The sequence below is a fragment of the Gilliamella sp. CG22 genome, assembly GCF_046635725.1.
Classification (GTDB): domain Bacteria; phylum Pseudomonadota; class Gammaproteobacteria; order Enterobacterales; family Orbaceae; genus Gilliamella; species Gilliamella apicola_I.
The window spans coordinates 196,511-216,603 of the sequence record NZ_JBIDFK010000002.1; the positions used below are offsets into that span (position 1 = coordinate 196,511).

The window sequence follows — 20,093 nt, forward strand, 5'->3', positions numbered from 1 at the left end:
GCTTGGATATAAAGAAAAAATAATAAGGAATTAACATGGCATCAAAATACCGCCCACAAATACCCGGTTGTATTGGCGATTTAGATAAAGGCCCGACATATATAACGGGGGAGGATGATCGCCTACTTTATGCCAATGATAATTATTGTGCTTTTATTCGTAAAATAGAAGAGGATCAGATTTTTTATTCATTTCTTTTTCTTATAGCTTTTGTTATGGCAGTAACAGGAATTTTTATAGGGTTCGAGTTATGTTTTAGTCTTATAAATTTTCATGATAAAGAAGATATATATTTTTTTATGGTAGATATTGTTGGTTTATTAGCTATGATATTTGCTTTTTTTAATATTATTTTGCCAGGTTTATACCAAAATCTTTTTACACGTCGTGGAAGCCCAATAATTTTTAACCGCAAAACGGGTCAGGTTTATGTGAACGAAAGTTACTTTTTTAGTTTTAGAATTCTTTATAACCCAATTTATCTTCTCCACCCCAATAAAAAGCGAATTAAAGAGTATGACTGGGCGTATTTACAAGGGGTAGTGGTGCATAACTTTTCTCGAAACTCACTGAATAGCACCATCTTAATGGTGTGTAAACCTCATACCCATAAAACAATCGACCATATACTGCTAGACCCATTACGTGCTGGTGTAGGCAGTTATCTGGTCTGGGGTTGGGTCAATAATTTTATGTGTTTTGATGAGTTAATCGACTTAAATGAAGGCAAATATAAGACTGATGAAGAGCTTCAATTTAAAAAAGAGATTATAGAAGGTCAAGGTTGGCCAGACTGGATGGTCGAAGCGTTTAATGCCACAACGCATGAGGAGCTAGCCGACATTAAACAAAAATATCATATTAAGCCATAGTCAACACTTACATAATGTATTTAAGGTCAACATTTTTTTTGTCGGTATTGATTGGCTTAATTATCTTAATTTGAATGCTTTTAAGGCATCAAGATTAACTTTATTTTTTCACATCAACCACATAACGACCTTTTATTTGTCCTGCTATCATTTTAGTGGCGATATCATTGCAGTCGTTTAAAGTTATGGTCTTGCCAATATGGGATAACATTGATGCATCAAGTTGTTGGGATAATAACTGCCATGCCGCTAAACGATTTTGATAAGTTGCCATCACACTATCAACACCGGCTAATGTTACGCCACGCAAAATAAACGGCGCAACCGTTGCAGGTAAGTCCATACCTTGTGCCAATCCACAGCAAGCTACTATGCCACCATATTGTGTTTGTGCACACGCATTTGCGAGTGTGTGTGATCCAACGACATCAACAACGGCTGCCCATTGCTCTTTTTGGAGTGGTTTGCCTGCTTGTTTTAATGGTTGGCTGTCAATGATATTGGTTGCACCAAGTTTGCGTAGGTAGTCTTGATCATCCATTTTGCTGGTCGAGGCTGTTACGCTATAACCTAATTTGCTTAGCAGGGCAACGGCAACGGAACCCACGCCACCACTTGCACCCGTTACAAGAATAGCGCCATTTTGCGGTTTGATGCCGAAATCAAGCAGTCGTTTTACACATAAGGCGGCGGTATAGCCGGCAGTACCCAAAACCATTGATTGATAAGGCGTGATATTTTGTGGTAACGGAATTAACCATTCTGATTTTAAGTAGGCATATTGTCCTAAACATCCCCAGTGGGTTTCACCACATCCCCAACCGTTTAAGATGACCATATCCCCTTTTTGATAGTGACCATTTGCACACTCAATAACACAACCCACGCCATCAATACCCGGTATCATTGGCCATTGCCGGACAACGGGACTTTTGTTAGTGAGTGCTAATGCATCTTTATAGTTAATGCTTGAGTAGTGAACTTCGATTAATGTGTCACCTTGCTGAGCAAGTAATTGTTGTTGGGGGACGGTTTTTATAGAACTTGTAAAACCGTGGTTTTCATCTTTTTCTAACACAATAGCTTTGAATGACATGGTTATTCCTTATTACATTTGGCAATCTAAGGTATGTTTACTCACTGAATTGGTAGAACAGGTAGTCAGTGAACAGGCTGATTTAATGTTGCTAGACAGTCGGTCTAAAAATTATAGACCGATTGTCTAGTCTATTGCAACAGATATTAATCAAGCTATTGATGCGTTAAAATTGCCATCAATCGTATTAACTAATGGGGTTAATTTTACGCTTATTTTAGTCAGCCTAAACTTGTATAACGGTTTAAATATAAAAAAACCGATATTTGTTTGATCACCAATATCGGTTTTAATGGGGTTGTTATATTAATTTACCAGTTGGCTTTGAGGCCTATTGACCCATTTATTGGGGCTTTGACTCTGGCATTGCCACCATTTGACCAAGTGTGACCCAATTCACCGTAGGCGGTAAATTGCGTGTTGATGTCAACGCTTCCACCAATCGCTAATTCAGTACTGGTATGTGACGCACCACTACGGATTGTCTTGGTGTAACTTGGTGTAGCAAAGTGGGTACGATCAGCACCATTTGGCGAATAGAACAGGTTTACTCGCGCATAGGGTCGTAACGTGCCAAAATCCAGAGCAAAATCGTTTTCGATTCTACCCCCAATACGGAATAGCCAAGCATTATTATTACTATGTTTGACGGTTGTGTTACCTTTTATATGGCTTTTATCTAAATCGAGCCATTGGTGTATAATCTGTACTTGAGGCTCTAGCTTCCAACCCATATCACTGAATGTAAACGGTTTACCTAATTCGATTGAAGCGGTGGCGCCATAGCCTTTTTGTTTGCTGTTGGTGTTACTGTTTGGTTTGATATTGACTTTATGTCGTGCAGCTTGCACCACTAAATCCAGATAACTGCCGTCATCATGCGTGTAAGTCCCATAAGCACCAATAAAATACGTGTCAGTCGTATTTTTTCCAACATGTCCATTTATACCACTAGCAAACCCGTTAACTTTTAAGTCACCGTATAGGTAACCAAAATAAGCGCCTATACGCCAATCATTATCTTGCCAGATATCACTACCTAATTGTAAACCAGTGTAATTTCCTTTGCTGTGAGTATTTAATACGCCGTTTTGTTTGATATCTTTGCGTGCTGCAATGAATCTACCCCATGTGTTAGTGACATCGTTGCTTGGCGTATTACCTATGCGTTGGTGTAGATTGCTGAGCATGATAATATCCGCTTGACGTAATTGCTCACTCACCGCTGAATAAAGTGGGGCTTCTTTTCGGTAAGTTAAGCGTTTGTTGTTGGTATTATGCTTTTCTTCTTTCTGATGATTTGAATCAATAATAGGGTTCAAATCGTGATTATTTTCATCATTGTTAGAATCAGTTTTATCCGAGTTATTTTCTTCATTCTTTGAATGAGTATTATTCTTGTCGGTATTTTGATCTTCATTTATGTTGTCTAAATAGGAGCGTAAATACCAATTATCATTTTGCTTATTGAGATCACCTTTATAAAGATAATATTCGAAAGCGCCGACATCTAAATGTCCACCTTGAAGATTGAATGCGTCATTGGTACTACTACCGGTCACATTTACCACTTTAATGCCATTTGTATTTGTGGTGTCCGCCCCAATTCCATTGACATTATTTATCTGTAATTGTGTTTGTCCAGTTACATGACCATTCACATTTAATCTATCGGTATCACTTTCACTACCTTGTACCACGGTATCCAGTATTAATTTACCATTGTTGCCGACATAGTCACCGTTAATTATTAAATTTTCGCCAGCCTTTGAATTACTCAGCGTTATGGTACCTGCGTTATTGATGGTACCGTTTACCGTAGCTTGATTTAATGATGTTTGTAATTTCAAAACAGAATCAGCGTTTAAGGTAAGGTTTTGAGTATCTAAATCGCCTGTTAATGTAAATGTTATCGCTTGCCCTACATTGATATTTTCCCAATTTAGCACAGATACATCGCCACTACGCCCCGTACTTGTTGATGATCCTGTCATATCTTGGTAAAGATTCAGTGTATCGGTTGACGATGATTGTGAACTGCGCATTGTATCACTACCGCCATCAATAATCGTGAGGTCGGTAATATTCGCATTTTTATGTATGGTGAGAGTATCATTACCCGTTCCAAGTAGGATTTGTCCACTGATTTTTGAACCATCATTAAGGGTAATTATCGCATCACTAATTTCATTTTTAATTGATGCGCCTATTAGGGCTGAAACATCCGATCCTGCATTAAGATTGATATAGGTTTTTGTCCCAACATTACCTGATGAGTAAATGCCAGCACCAGGAAGGTTAAGTTGATTTTGCCCCTTACCAACTACCGTGCCTGCGATATCAATTTTAGTTATGCCTGTCCCGTTATTGGTGACATTAATCCCACTATTTAGTCCAATTATGCTACCAGCCGTTTGGGATAAGATGAGATCGCTTGATGTATTGCCGTTTTTAACTAGTATTCCCGAACCGTTATCACCATTAATATTTCCTGATACAGTAATAGATGAAATCCCTGTTCCTAAATTACTCACATTGATACCATTATCTGAACTGGTTACGCTACTGGTTGCCTTTTGTTCAATATATAAATGTTGAGCTTTATTTTTATTGGACGCTGAGATCGCATCTCCACGCCCTGCTTGAATGTTACCTTCGACAGTAATGCTTGTCGATCCTAATCCTTGGTTAGTCAGATTGATCCCATTTTTACTTCCTTGAATATGTGCCTGATTTTGGAGCGAAAAGATCAGATCTTTTGTTGTAACATCATTAGCCACAATGATTGCATCTAAAGAATGGCTTAGGACAGATCCATTAATGTTAATAGAGGTTGAACCACGACCTTTATTCACTAAATTGATGCCATTGAGTTGTCCTGTAATGGTGGCATTATTATCAAGTATTACTGATAAATCATTAGCGGTTGAATCATTTGAAGCAACGATTGCATCATAAGTTGAACCGGTTACATTACCGGTTAATGTTATATAAGATGACCCTTCACCTTTGTTAGTAATATTAATACCGTTTTTTTGGCCTGTAATGTTACCTTGTATATGATTTATCTTCATATCTGTTGTATGGACATCGTTAACAGCATATAACCCATCGTATTTTGCACCGATTACATCTCCCGACGTGGTAATGTTGGTTTCACCAAGACCACTGTTTGCCATATTGATACCGTTTAATGCACCATAAATATTTCCTGATGATTGCTTAACGGTTAGATCATGTGAATTGGCGCCATTTAAGGCGTACATACCGTCATTTTTCTGTCCTTTTATCACGCCTGATGTTGAAATAGAAGTCGATCCATTGCCATGATTGGCAATGTTGATCCCATTGGCATTCCCGTTAATGATGCCTGCCGATTGTGTAATAGATAAATTTTGAGTGTTTGATTGATTCGCCGCATATAAACCGTCGTTATTATTGCCTAATACTTCGCCTGAGGTGGTAATAGTGGTTGAACCTTTACCGCTATTGGCCATGTTTATTCCATTTAAATTACCAGAAATTTTTCCACCTTTTTGGTTGACGGTGATGTTTTGTGTGTTGATATCATTAAAGGCATACATACCATCATTATTTTTCCCAATGACTTCACCCGATGTGGTAATTTGGGTCGAGCCATTGCCTTTATTCGCCATGTTTATGCCATTTTTATTACCTTGAATACTTCCGTCTGATTGTTCGACGGTGAGATGCTGAGTGGTAGTATCATTAAGGGCAAACATACCATCATTTTGGTTGCCTAACACTTTTCCTTGTGTGGTTATGAATGTGGATCCCTTTCCTTTATTAGCAAGATTAATCCCGTTCGTATTGCCACTGATTTTGCCACCGTTTTGTTTAATCGTCAGATCTTGCGTGTTGACATCATTCGCCACATACATGCCATCATTATTTTCGCCTATGACATCACCCACTGAGTTAATGGTGGTTGATCCGTTTCCTTGGTTGGCAAGATTGATGCCATTAAGCTTGCCATTTATAGTGCCCCCAGATTGATGCACAGTAAGGTCATGCGTATTGTTACCGTTATAGGAGTATAGCCCATCATTTTCAGTACCAATAATATTACCTAAGGTGGTGATAAAGGTTGAGCCTTTACCATTATTCGCCATATTGATCCCGTTTTGCTTACCTTGAATCTTGCCGGATAACTGATTAAGTGTGAGGTCATGGGCATTGGCATGATTAGCATTGAATAACCCGTCATTTTGATCACCAATGACATCACCTGAAGTCGTGACCAGTGTTGAACCGTTACCATTATTTGTCATGTTAATACCATTTGTACTACCATGAATCGTGCCTTCTAATTGGTTAACGGTGAGATCTTCTGTATGTTCTTTGTTGACGACAAACATGCCATTTGCTGTTTGACCTTCAACACTTCCTGATGCATTAATCAACGTCGATCCTATACCGCTGTTTATAATATTGACACCATTTGCGTGGCCTTTAATACTACTGCCATTCATTTGTGTAACGGTGATGTCTTTGGCTGTGGTATCATTAAATATGTAAATTCCTTCATGTTGGCTACCAATGACTTCGCCAGAGGTAGTGACCGTTGTCGAGCCCGTTCCGCTATTGTTTGCATAAATACCATTTGTTCTGCCCGATATACTTCCTATCAGTTGGATAACCTTAAGATCCTTTGCACTTGTCGCATTATCAGCTTGTATTCCGTTGGCTGCTTCACCAACAACGCGTCCAGAAGTGGTTAGTGTTGTGGTTCCGTTACCTTTATTCTCGACTTTGATCCCATTTTTTTTACCCTGAATGCTACTGTTACCCATTTGTGATACTTTTAAATCTTTTGTGGTTTCGGTATTGTTTACCGCGAGCCCATTCTGAGCTTTTCCTGTAATCACGCCTGATAGCATGATGTTACTTGAACCAATACCGCCGTGAGTAATATTCACTCCACTGGCTTCACCAGTTATGGAGCCAGCCGCTTGGTTAAAAGTAAAATCACTGGTGTTACTGTCGGTTGTGTAATCGTATCCATCATTCGAGTTGGTAATATCGTTTGATATAGTGATGTTTTTTGAGGTGGCAAAAATACTTATGCCAGCGCTGTGATTAATAAAATTCTGTAGAGGATTACCGCTGTATGGCAAGTTTAATGATTGATTAATATTATGTTTTTGTGTAGCAATTGCATTATTTAAATCGTTTGCCGTGTCACTTGCATAACTGTAATGTGTTAATACAAAACTCAAACTGACAACAGTAAGCAATTTGACCGAAAAACTTTTACCTTTTGATTGGGTATTTTCCGAAGTTGGTACATAACTTTGACGTACTGCATCCCAAATAAGCCTATAAATTTTGTTCATTATTTCCTCTCACTTAATCAGAGATATTTATATTTATGTAAAATATAGCTTGTAATTTAAATGAAAATGCTGATAGAAAATTAACCAACGAATATTTTGTTTTTATTGTAACGAGATACAAAAAACTTATGAAAATTTAATGCATTATGTAAAGATGTTTATGAATAAAAATAAAATTGCGTTATTTACAAATAAAATGATGAAACGAAGTACAAGGTGGAAAGATTGTATATTGAATTTATCGATTATTTTTTGCTTGAAAAGATAGTACGATAATTCGCTATTATTTGTATCATATTGCCTAGTGATAGGCAATCAAAATAATATAAATTGTCTTTTAAAGGTTATTTAAGCGTGCGTAACATGAATTGGTTAGGAGGGAATAAATCAAAATTAACCATTGGTATTATTGAATTATTTTATCTAAAAAAAGTTGAATAAACAGATCTAAAGGTGCCGATTTTTTTATTAATTTACTCCGAGTTACGGCGCCTTCCCATCCAATCCAAAAAAATTCTGCAAGGGCTTTACAGTTTACCGCTGAACTCAGTTCTCCGCATTGTTGTGCCTGTAATAAACAGTGTTCTAGTTTGGTCTGCCAATTTTGTAAAATCTGTTCAAGTAGTTGTGCATACCCTTCCGGTAATAACGATTCTTCTTGGATTAGTTCGCCAATTAAGCAACCACGATTAAAATCATATTTTGCCATGCCTTGTTTAGCATCTTCATAAAAAGCTTTGATTCTAGCGAGTGGTGATGATATCAAGCTGTCGGTTAGATGTTTATCTAATTTATGACTAAAAAAGCTATCATAAGACGCGATAATGGCTCGCCCAAAATCTTCTTTACTTTTGAAGTAGTAATAAAATGACCCTTTGGGTACACCAACCTGTTTCAATATACTTTCTAGATTTGAGGATAGGTAGCCATAAGTTGTCATTAACGCCATGCCACTACGGATCAATGCTGCTTTAGTGTCGTTACCTTTTTTTGAGAATAACTGTGTTGACATAGTGATTTATAGGGGGTTGTCAAATTGTTAAAAAGATTCTCATAATAATGAGTCGTTTTGATAAAAGCAATCTTATTGTGCATGTAGGTTATAGACACCAAAATGAAAGGTGTCACATAACATTGTTAAAATGTGACTTTCAACGCTTCGCATGATAATGGTTAGATTATCATGCTTTTGGGAGGTATTGAAGCAGTGAAGTATTTTGTTTGATTAACTGATTGTTTAAATAATCCTTCATTAAAAAATAAGATGTTAATTTAATGCCGATTGTTTCTTTTGCGCTGCTGATGATACAGCACCGATAAACACCACATCACTGGATGAGTTTAATGCGGTTTCAACGGAGTCTTGAATGACACCTATTGCAATGCCAATACCAATTACATTTGCTGAAATTTCATTCGGTATGCCAAACATACTACAGGCAACCGGAATAAGAAGCAGTGAGCCACCGGCAATACCAGATGCACCACAAGCACATATAGAAGTAATAATACAGAGTAAAAGTGCGGAGTAGATATCGACATGGATATTCGCACTTGCTGGCATTGAGTTGACAGTGGCAAGTGTCAGAACGGTTATGGTGATTGCCGCCCCAGACATATTAATCGCAGCACCAAGTGGCACAGCAACCGAATAGGTATCTTCATCCATTTTATATTTTTTACAAATTTCAATATTAACAGGAATATTGGCGGCAGAGCTACGGGTAAAAAAGGCGGGGATCGCACTTTCTTTTAAAGATGTAAATACTAATGGATAAGGGTTTTTACGCATAACCAGAAATGCGAGTAGGGGATTAATCACTAATGCAACAATTAGCATACAAGCAACTAATACAATCAGTAAATGCGCATATTTTAATAATTCGCCAAAGCCTGTTTTTGCCAGTGTTGATGCTACAAGTCCAAATACACCTAAGGGCGCAAAACGGATGATAATTCTCACAATAAATGAGATAGCATAAGATAAATCGCTCATCATGGTTTTGGTTGTTTCACTTGAGTGCCTTAAGGCTAAACCAATGCCCACACCCCATATAATTAAGCCAATATAGTTGGCGTTGATAAGGGCACTAACTGGATTATCGATCATCTTTTCTAATAAGGTTTTTAATACCGCAGAAATGCCATTAGGTGGAGTAAAGGTTAAATTTTCAAGTGTATCACCAAATGAGATTTGCGATGGAAATAGAAAGCTGGCAACCGTGGCTAATAATGCTGCTAACATCATTCCAGTCAAATAAAGTGCAATTAAGGGTTTCATGTTTGCTTGCTTGCCTTGTTGGTGATTGGCAATTGAGGCAATAACGAGAATCAAAACTAATATTGGCGCAACGGATTTAAGCGCATTGATAAATAGTTCTCCAATCAAAGACATATCTAAGGCGGTTTCTTTTGAGACGGCAGCCAAAATAATGCCTAAAATTAATCCTAATAGTATCTGTGGTATTAATCCCACTTTCAGATAGAAACGAACTAATGGATTGGATGATTGACTCATAATTGTTTTCCTATTTTGAAACAAAATCTGTATAACAAGCCGAAACAGTACCATAATTCATTAGTATCTTTATAGAAAATAATCATTATCATAATGTTTTTTTATATAGCGCTTGAGATAATTATTAAGATTAATTACGCAGTGATGTGAAAGCGATTTAAATCGTTGCTAGAAGATGATAATTAATATCACAAAGTCTAAAAATGTATTTTTAGTTTTTATCGATTTGTAAGCGTGATTGGATGAATGATTGGGGCTAAATTATAAAAGTAGTAAACAAATTTCAAGATAAAACCGATAGCAACAATGTTATCGGTTTTATCTGTTTTTAAATTAGGATGCTCAGTAATATTACCAGTTGGCTTTAATACCTATTGAACTACTGAATGGCGCTTTAACTCTCGCTTTTCCGCCATTAGTCCACGTATGCCCAACTTCAGTGTAAATACTCATTTGATTGTTTAATTCATAACTGCCACCGAGTGCAATTTCTGAGCTGAGGTATTTTGCGCCATTACTGAATTTTGTTGATGCACTCTGGCTGGCAAAGTTAATACGATCGGCACCATTAGGTGAATAGAATAAATTCGCCCTTGCATAGGGACGTAAAATACCGGTTTCGGTTTGGAATAGACCTTCAAATCGACCACCAACACGGAATAACCATTTATTGATATGACTTTGTTTAATTTTAGTGTTTCCACTCACATGACTATCATCCAAATTTAACCATTGGTGAATGATTTGAGCTTGTGGTTCTAACTTCCAGCCACTATCCGATAAGTTAAAGGGTTTGCCTGTTTCGATCGATGCACTGAAACCGTATCCTTTTTGTTTGCTGTTTTTATTTCCATTCGGTTTTACATCGGTATGATGATGCGCACCTTGTAAAACAATATCCACATATGTGCCATTGTCTTGCATATAGGTACCATATGCACCTAAAAAGTATGAATCGATTTTGTTACTCCCCACTCGACCATTTTTGCCACTCGCAAAGCCATCAACACTTAAATCTCCACGCAAATAACCAAAATAAGCCCCCATACGCCATTCTTTATTCTGCAAAATATCACTACCTAACTGTAAGCCTGTATAATTTCCTTTGCTATGCGCGTTAGCTATACCGCTCTGTTGTAAATTGATCCGTTTATTGATGAATCGGCCCCAAGTCATCGGTGAATCTAAAAATGGCGTATTGCCGATACGTTGGTGCATATTGCCTTGCATAATATTATCAGCTTGACGTAATAGGGCGGGAATGGCAGCAAACATTGGGACTTCTTTTCGGTATGTTATTGTTCCAGGGGTTACATTAGGATCTTGCGGGTCAGGGTCGATAATCGGGTCGGTAGGTTCTGTATGGTTATCTGGATTGTTCGGGTTATCCGGATTAGTTGGATTAGTCGGATTTTCGGGGTTGGTTGGGTTGTCCGGATTGATTGGTTGCTCTGGATCTTTAATCAAAAATGATCGTAAATACCAATTATTATTTTGTTTATTAATATCGCCTTTATATAGGATATATTCGTAAGCACCCACATCGATATGTTGATTTTCAATGCTAAATGCATCATTCGTACTCGTACCATCAACATGAACGACTTCAATGCCATTGGTATTACCTGTATCCGCACCTAATCCATTAACATTATTGATGCTGATAAATGTATTGCCCGATGTGTTACCGTTTACAATCAATTTATCTGTTGGACTATTACTATCTTGAACAACGGTGTCGAGTATTAATTTACCATTATTACCTATGTAATCACCACTTATTGTCATGTTATCGCCGGCAAAAGTGTTGCTTAAAGTGATTGTTCCACCATTGTAGACGTTACCATTAACTTTAACTTGATGAAGAGAAGGGTGCAGGTCAACTACAGCACCAGATTCAAGCGTTAGCTTGTTGGTGTTAAGATCACCGGTTAATGTTAATCTACCTGTATTTTTAAGTGTAATATCTTCCCAATTATAAATAGCAACATTATTAATGGCACCATCAGAGGTTGAAGAACCTGTAAGATGTAAATTCAGTATGAGCGTATCAAGTTCAGATGCGCGCCTGATTTGATTTTTTTTCTCGCTACCATCAATGATAGTGAGTGCAGAAATATCGGCACCTTGATTCATGATCAAGGTATCATTGCCCGAACCTAATCTGATTTCTCCACTTACTTTAGAACCATTATTTAGTGAGACGATGGAATCGGTTGATTCATTTCTTATCGCAATATTATTTGCTGATGAAACATCAGCACCTTGATTAAGATTAATATAGGTTTTCGCATTTTCTTTACCTGAAGTATAAATACCATTCCCAGATATATTATCTTGGCTAATCACTTTGCCCGATATATCAATTTGCGTGAAGCCTGTACCATTATTTATCGCTTTAATACCACTATCAAAACCCGAGATTACACCATTTAATTGATTAATGGTCATATCGGTTGCTGTTCCTCTATTAATTAAAAGAATTCCTGAACCCATATTAGCTGTAATATTTGATGAAGATAATAATGAAGTAAAGCCTTTTCCTTCATTTAAGGCATTAATACCATTATCAAAACTTTTAATATTACCAGACGATTCAATTTTGAGGCTTTGTGTCAAATTTTTATTTACCACGAAAATACCATTACCACCATTAGAAAGAATTGAACCTTCATTAACAATATGCGTAAATCCACGTCCCTGATTGGTGAGGTAAACACCATTTAAAGCGCCTTCTATATTGCCTTCTTTCTCTTGTTTAAACGAAAGATTGTTCGTGTTGGTATCATTAACCACAAGGACAGCATCTCGGGTTTGGCTATTTATTTTCCCTGCCACTTTTAATCCTGTTGAACCTTGTCCATTATTTAATAAATTAACGCCGTTAATATATCCCTTAATTTCACTGTTTTTTATCTGTCCAAATATCAAATTATTGGTTGAAGACTGTCCTATAACTTCTACTCCATCAAGCGAGTTACCGGTAACGTTACTGGCTATACTGACTAGGGTTGAACGTGTTCCATTGTTGAGCATTTTTATGCCATTTAATTTACCATTAATTTCGCCAGATGATTGAATCACGGTCAGATCTTTAGCATGAGAATTATTGATAGCATTAATACCATGACCTTCTAATCCATTAACCTTACCTAATGTGGTAATGGTACTGGAATTTTGACCATTATTTAAAATATTAATGCCATGATTTGATCCTGTGATATTGCCGTCTAATTGACCAATTTTTATTTCTTGTGTATTATCATTTCCTACTGCATAAAGGCCGTCTTCTTGACCGCCAACAATATCTCCAGATGTATTAATTGATGTTGATCCTGTTCCATTATTTTCAATGTAAACGCCATAAATTAATCCTTTAATCAATCCCGATGTTTGCGAAACAACAAAGTTAGTACTTGATTGATCATTTAATGCATGAATACCATTTTTTTGGCTACCAACCACATCACCCGATGAAATTATTGATGTTGAGCCACTGCCTTTATTTTGTATATTGATTCCATTTAGATATCCATTAATGCTACCTTTCGTTTGCATAACATTCAAATCATGTGTATGAATATCGTTAATTGCATATATACCATCATTTTCTTCACCACTTACACTGCCTGAAGTTGTTATATAGGTTGAGCCATTACCAGAATTGTTATAATTGATACCATTCTCTTTTCCTTGAATCATACCCGAAGATTGTTTAGCGGTTAGATTTTTAGTATTAGTATGATTATTAACAAATAAACCATCTTTACTACCGCCAGTAACGTTGCCAGCTACAGTGATAGAGCTTGAACCATTACCGTTATTATCAAGATAAACACCATAGTTTTTTCCAGAAATGTTTCCAAGTGACTGAATCAAATTAATATCTTTCGCATTGTTATAATTTATCGAATAGATACCACTTGATGAGCTTGAGGTTATTTCACCTGCAGTTGTAATTAACGTTGTGCCATTACCCATATTGAAAGTTTCAATCCCATTTAAATTCCCATGGATTGTACCGGATGCTTGGTTAATGGTGATATCATGCGTATTAGTATTATTCTGAACAGATATTCCGCTTAAATTTTGTCCTGTCACGTTGCCAGAAGTGGTTATCAGTGTTGAATTTGTGCCGCCATTTTGAGCAAAAATACCAATAGTGGAACCAATAATATTGCCTTTCAATTGATTGATAGTTAATTCTTGAGTATTTGCAGCGCCAAAAGCGGCTATACCATTTGATTGTTGACCAATAATATCCCCATTGGCTGTAATTGACATAGCATCATTACCAGTGTGGATTAAATTAATACCTTGATGATAGCCAGTTATACTGCCTTTTAATTGGTTAAATGTAAGTTTTTTGGTATTGTTTAAATTATCGATTAATATCCCATCTCCTTCCTGACTAATAATATCCCCTGACGTGGTTACGACTGTTGAACCATTACCATAGTTTTCCAATTTCATACCGTGGGATTGACTAGTGATATGTCCATTAGACTGGGTAACTGTTAAATCATGAGTATTGTAATCATTATGAGCGAATATGCCATATTGTGTTTGTGCTGTTATGTTTCCAGCCGTTGTGATTGTAGTTGAACCGTTGCCTGCATTATTAGCAAAAATCCCATTTAGAGCACCTTTGATTGAACCGCCATATTGACCAATAGTAATATCACTTGCGTTTGAATTGTTGATTCCGTAGACTCCATCTCCTGAGTCAGAAATGACTTCTCCCGATGTTGAGATGTTCAATGAACCTTTACCATTATGCATAGCTCTAATCGCTAATATACCATGAATGACGCCAGCCGATTGCGTGATATTTAAACCTTTAGTATCAACGTTATTTTCCACATTAATAGCAATCCCCTTATCAGCGATCACGGATTCTGAGGTGGTAATTGTTGTTACCCCACGCCCGTTATTTATTGCCTGGATACCAAATTCTTGTCCATGAATATTAGCACCAACTAATTCTGTAATATTTAAATCTTGGGCATCAATTGCATGTGTGACTTGTATCCCCGCATTTGTCTTTCCAATAACACTGCCAGAAATGGTAAGATTTGTAGAGCCTTTACCATTATGATTGATGTTAATGCCATATTTACCGCCAATGATTTCACCCGCTGGCTGATTCACAGTTAAATTATCGACATCAGAACTACTTGAGTAATCATAACCATCGTCATTCGATTCAATATGATTTGGCAGTGTGATTTCCACCGAATTGTTTAAATTAGTTATTGAGTAAGGATATTGAAAATATTTTGGAGTTTGCTGGCTAACTTGATGATTGTCGTATGGTTGTTGATCACTCTGCTGCTGGCAATTCGTATTAATGTCTGAAAGATTATCAATACATTGTGCATAGCTTATGGAAATCGAGGCTAACGTTAATGTTGTTATTGACAGTAAATTGGTGAAAAATAATTTACTCTTAGATTGTGCTTTTTCTGAAGTTACGATAAAAGCTTGACGCTGTGCATTCCATACCAACTTATATATTTTATTCATGGTAATCTCTCATTTATATTAACAATTAAACAGAACTCTGAATCGACAGAGCAAATAGTTGAAAATGACAGCTGAGAACTCATTACGTGAATCTGGCAATTATGTTAAAAAACAAAGTAACGCTTAATTTTTTGAACATATACCTATTTATATAACTAATAATTGGAAACGATTTTTTTGACTAGCAACAGAATATTGTTAATGCTAAATATGAAAACAGTTTATATTACTAAAAATGGGAAAGTGTAAAATTGTAATTTGTTTGTTTTTTTACTTAAAAAAATAAAACTAAAAAAGAAGTAACTAAGCTTTTTTTACCATATAGCAATAAAATTGGCAATCAAAAAATAAGCAATCATGATTAGTTAAATTGTTTACTTTTGATATTCATTTAAATAGTTTATTTTTTTATCCAATAGATTGAATCCATTTTCTTAGTCATTTTTTTATAAAAAAATTAACTGCAACCTTATTGTCAGCGATAGCCAATTACTCCCATTCTCAAAATGGCGATATGTCAAAACATAAATTACATCTTTGCTCATATTTTTGAAATATATTGGGAATATTATGCCAAAAACGGGGGTTGCGTTTTTATTATTAAATTTGAATTATTAACCTTTAATTAAAACTAATCTCAAATTGTGATTAGTTTTTTATTAAGATATAATTCAATCAGCTCGCTTAAGCGATTAATATTAAAGATAAAATGGTTAAAGGAATAAAAAGGATGTCTAGTCAGGTTGTTTCATATGTAGATAGAGCTGTACAATTGTTAAATAAAATCGGAATTATGATTAAACCTCAAGCCGATGCGCCGATTTTAAAACTATTAGATAATATTGCTGAAATTGATAAAAATCGTATTATTGCCATTGCGCGAACACTTCAACAGCAAAGTGCATTTAATGAAGTGGTTCGGGAGCAAATAGACGGTGTACACGTTTCAGATCGCTATACCAAAATTGTCAGCCATTTTGACAGTATTCGTACGGATATGGAAAAAATGTTGGGTTGGCTAGATGACGGTAAATTAGATTTTATCGAAAAAATCAAAATGGGTTGGATGACCTTTCAACGCGGTTCTATTCCAGATCGATTTAACTTGATTAAGAAAACCTATTTAGAGGTTTCGAAAGAAACTGGCAATCAGGTTCAACGTGAACATGTTATTTTAAATGCTTATCAAGATTTCCGTTTTGGCTTAAAACAAGCTCAAATTGTTGCGCACGAAGTATTGCAAATTGCTACTGCTCGCCTTGATGACTGCAAACAAAAATTAACAGAGGCTATTGCTGAAGTTGATAATTTCAATGTTGATGATCCTGTCGCACGTGCTCGTCTAGAACTTTTACGAGATGAAGCATTACGTAATGTTCAACAAGAAGATAGTCGTTATCAAATTGTGTTAGATCTCGCCAATAATTTAACTGTTTCTTATAATTCTGCCGAAGCAGTCTTTGCCCGATTACAGCAAACCACTTCTGTGAAAGAACGTGTTTATCAACAAAGTGTTAGCTTTTTTTCAACCAACGAAATTGTATTTACTGCTTTAAGTGCTTCAATTACTTCATTAACAGGATTAAGTGAAAGTACGAAAACCTTAGAGGCAATGAAAGAAGGTATGAGTAAAGGTATTGAAAGCATTGCGACTTCTGGTAATAAACAACTAGAAGAAGGTTTAAAAGCAGGTTATGGCTCAACCATTAAAGCGGATTCATTGCGAGCTTTGGTCGAATCAATTGTAAATTACCAAGAATCAAGCCAACAATTAATTGCAGAACTCAGAAATGAGTCGATTGATAACGCCAAAGAAATAGATCGGATTGTTGAAGAAGGAAAACAACGCTTTAATAATATCATTTTGAAGGTTGAGGGTTGATGCAGGATATTAAACTGAGTGATCAATTAGGTGCAATGGCAATAATTGATGAGCTTTACCAAAAACAGCAACTGTTACTTGAGCATTTGGATCGCGATAAATTACGGAGTAATTTAAAAGAAAGTATTAAATCCTACTATCAAGCTAAAGGGCAAATTGTCGATAATCAAATCATTGAAGAAGGCATTAATCGATGGTTTGATCATCGATTACGTTTTAATGCTCCTAAGCGTTCTTGGTTTCAGCATTTGTTGGTACTCTGTTATATTAAAAGAAAGGCGATATCAATAGTTGTCGGTGTTATTTTGTTTTTATCTGTCATAGTGGTTTACAGTAAATTAAGTGTGACAAAAGATATCAAAGCCAACATCGATAACTATTATAGTCAGATTTTAATGTCTAAAAACACCTTAACTGAGTTAGAAAATCAGTTTACCAAAATTGATAATTATCCTATTCATTATGCACAGATTCCCGCCAAAAAATTAAAAGCTTCTATTGCAAGTCTGCTTAATCAAGATTTAATTCCGACGTTGGTTAAACCAACGGTTGCTGGTTCTTTTATTACCGAAAGTGAACAAGAAACATATAATAAATTTAAGCAAGCCAGTCTTACCGTAAGTGATAAATTATCTGAAATACGTTTGCAAATGAAAACATTAAATACATTGCTTGAAGATGATAGACGATTAGCAGAATTAATTAAAAGTGACCAATTTATCAAGGAAAGTAAGCAGTATCCTGTATTACAACATGCGGTTGATTCAGTTATTGACAATCTGAATCAAGGACAACAGGTTGTCGATTTTAGTCAAATTGAAATGCTCTACAATTCTATTGATAGGGCGAAGGCGATAGCAAATAAAATCCAAGCTGATAATAATCAATTTTTAGCACTTAATGTGCCTGATTCGGATATGGGGCCTGTGCTTGCATTACAAGATGTGTTACAAGCAGATTTAAAAAATCTCAGTTTTGATAATGTAGAAAACTATCAAAAAATGATAGCTTATTATCTTAAGCTTGCTCAAACTAATTTGACGTTAACGATTGTTGATAACCCGTATTATAAATCGGGTGTTGAGCGGACACATGAAAACACGAATGGAAAATCTTGGTACATTATTGTTACTCCAACATTGCCTAATGGAGATACCACTTCGTTATGGGTAAAAAGTATTGAAACGGGCGAAACAGAATTTGTGGATATGTTTGGTCAACAGGTAACTGAAAAAGCCTATAATAGTGTCAGAGCAGATAAAATTGATGATGGGCATATTGATAATAACCAATTATGCAATAAACCGAAAGGACGTTTAATGTTTATTTGCCCAAATTCGGTTAAGTCAGGACGGATTTTGGAGTGGTAAAAAATGCAACCTAAAAAGATTGAAAGAAATATTGAGGATAAACTTTCGGGTGTAAATGTTTCATTAACAAAAGCGAAAAAAGAGTTGCAAGATTCTCGTCAAAAAATTGTGGATATGAAAAATGAACAGGTCGAAAAATATCAGAAGATAGCAACGATTTATTTATTAGAATCGCCTAAAAATGATGATGTTCAGATTCAAAAGTTCATCCGACAATTACAAGAGTTATGCCGTAATTTAGAAGATAAATCGGGTCAATTAGATCATGTCATTGAAGACTATAATCAAAAAATGGCAGAAGTGCTGTTGCGATTAGATGAGCTAACAACAAAGAAGATTATGCAACTTGAAAGTGATGCTGATTATGTCTCGATTTTTAATCATTATAACGAAGCTAAATTAGCGTTAACCAACGAAACAAAAAACTATAATGCATCTAAACAAGAATTTTTAACCAAATTAGCACAATATCATAAGAATCGTTATTACAACTATTTGGTTAATCGCCGATTTGGCGAAAGTAATTATAAAGCTTTTGGGATATTTCGTAAGTTAGATGCTTGGGTAGCCAGATTTGTCAATTTTTCTGAAAACTACAAAAATCAGATAATACTTGAGGCGTTAATAAAAGAGTCTAAATTGCGTTTTGAAAATAAAAAAAACGTCTACGAACAAATTTCGAAACAGAAAGAACAAAAAGAATATAAAGTTGAAAAAAGCTTAAAATTACCCGAGACAAAAATGGAATTAGCTCAAACTGAGCAAGATTTAGCAGATTATAAAAAACAAAAACTGGAGACTGAAAATACCTTAGAAGAAGTTCGAAAAGGCGAAAGTTTTCAGTTTAGGACAATTTCAAATCAACTTGCTAAATTGTTCCAAGAACAAACTTTTAATAAGTTAACGGATTTAACTTTGCAGACTCAATCGAAAGAAGATGATGCTTTGTTAGAAAGAATTTTAGAGCTAAACCAACAAATTAAGGATACGGAAGCCTATCTTATCACGTTACTAAAAACGATTAGAGAACTGGAGAATACTTATCATCGCTTTGAACAAGCACTTTATATATTTAAAGAAAATAATATTCCGAGTTCTCTTTATGAATTTAATCTATCATCATCAAAACTTGATGATTTATTGAATAACTTATTCAATAGTCGTGTTTTTCCTGAAAGCATCATTCAAACACTGTTAGCCTATAGAGTAGTCAGACAAGAAACGCATTCTTCAGGTTGGTCAGTAAGTAGTTCATCTTCTAGCCGTTCTTCGTCAAGGAGTTCTTCTTCAAGAAGTAGTGGATTTAGATCGAGTTCCTCATCTGGTGGAGGTGGTTTTAAAACAACAAATAGTTTTTAGTTGTTTAGCAAACAAAATAATATTAGTAAAGCAAACGCTTGGCATTGCAGGCATACGACGATATATAGGGCAAAATAAATTGAGTTTTTATTTTGCTTTATTTTTGTTTGTCT

The 20,093-nt window shown here is 35.7% G+C and carries 9 protein-coding genes; 4 read left to right on the top strand and 5 right to left on the bottom strand.

The features are described 5' to 3' along the window. Positions 1–35 precede the first annotated feature (35 nt). Positions 36–872, top strand: coding sequence for a DUF6708 domain-containing protein (locus ACGH46_RS02645; protein WP_411603982.1), 837 nt, complete (start codon positions 36–38; stop codon positions 870–872). Positions 873–972: 100 nt separating this feature from the next. On the opposite strand, the gene ACGH46_RS02650 is transcribed toward ACGH46_RS02645, so the two are convergent. The 5 genes from ACGH46_RS02650 to ACGH46_RS02670 all read right to left on the bottom strand — a co-directional run bounded on the left by ACGH46_RS02650 (position 973) and on the right by ACGH46_RS02670 (position 15,369). After that, on the bottom strand, positions 973–1,968 hold the full coding sequence (locus ACGH46_RS02650) for an MDR family oxidoreductase (RefSeq protein WP_411603985.1): 996 nt from the start codon (positions 1,966–1,968) through the stop codon (positions 973–975). Positions 1,969–2,279: 311 nt separating this feature from the next. Continuing rightward, on the bottom strand, positions 2,280–7,325 hold the full coding sequence (locus ACGH46_RS02655) for an autotransporter outer membrane beta-barrel domain-containing protein (protein ID WP_411603987.1): 5,046 nt from the start codon (positions 7,323–7,325) through the stop codon (positions 2,280–2,282). Between the two features lie 406 nt (positions 7,326–7,731). Beyond that, entirely contained in the window at positions 7,732–8,337 is a 606-nt protein-coding gene (locus ACGH46_RS02660; protein ID WP_411603990.1) for a TetR/AcrR family transcriptional regulator, read from the bottom strand. 255 nt (positions 8,338–8,592) lie between these two features. Beyond that, complete coding sequence (sstT, locus tag ACGH46_RS02665) at positions 8,593–9,843, bottom strand: serine/threonine transporter SstT (RefSeq protein WP_267351241.1); 1,251 nt, start codon at positions 9,841–9,843, stop codon at positions 8,593–8,595. Positions 9,844–10,194: 351 nt separating this feature from the next. Further along, complete coding sequence (locus ACGH46_RS02670) at positions 10,195–15,369, bottom strand: autotransporter outer membrane beta-barrel domain-containing protein (RefSeq protein WP_411603993.1); 5,175 nt, start codon at positions 15,367–15,369, stop codon at positions 10,195–10,197. A gap of 730 nt (positions 15,370–16,099) precedes the next feature. Between ACGH46_RS02670 and ACGH46_RS02675 the strand changes: the two genes are divergently transcribed. The 3 genes from ACGH46_RS02675 to ACGH46_RS02685 are packed head-to-tail and all read left to right on the top strand — an operon-like array spanning position 16,100 to position 19,980. Beyond that, on the top strand, positions 16,100–17,251 hold the full coding sequence (locus ACGH46_RS02675) for a hypothetical protein (protein WP_267351245.1): 1,152 nt from the start codon (positions 16,100–16,102) through the stop codon (positions 17,249–17,251). After that, on the top strand, positions 17,251–18,621 hold the full coding sequence (locus ACGH46_RS02680; RefSeq protein ID WP_411603996.1) for a DUF6384 family protein: 1,371 nt from the start codon (positions 17,251–17,253) through the stop codon (positions 18,619–18,621). The genes ACGH46_RS02675 and ACGH46_RS02680 overlap by 1 nt, the downstream gene beginning before the upstream one ends. Positions 18,622–18,624: 3 nt before the next feature. Further along, on the top strand, positions 18,625–19,980 hold the full coding sequence (locus tag ACGH46_RS02685; protein ID WP_411603999.1) for a hypothetical protein: 1,356 nt from the start codon (positions 18,625–18,627) through the stop codon (positions 19,978–19,980). Positions 19,981–20,093 lie beyond the last annotated feature (113 nt).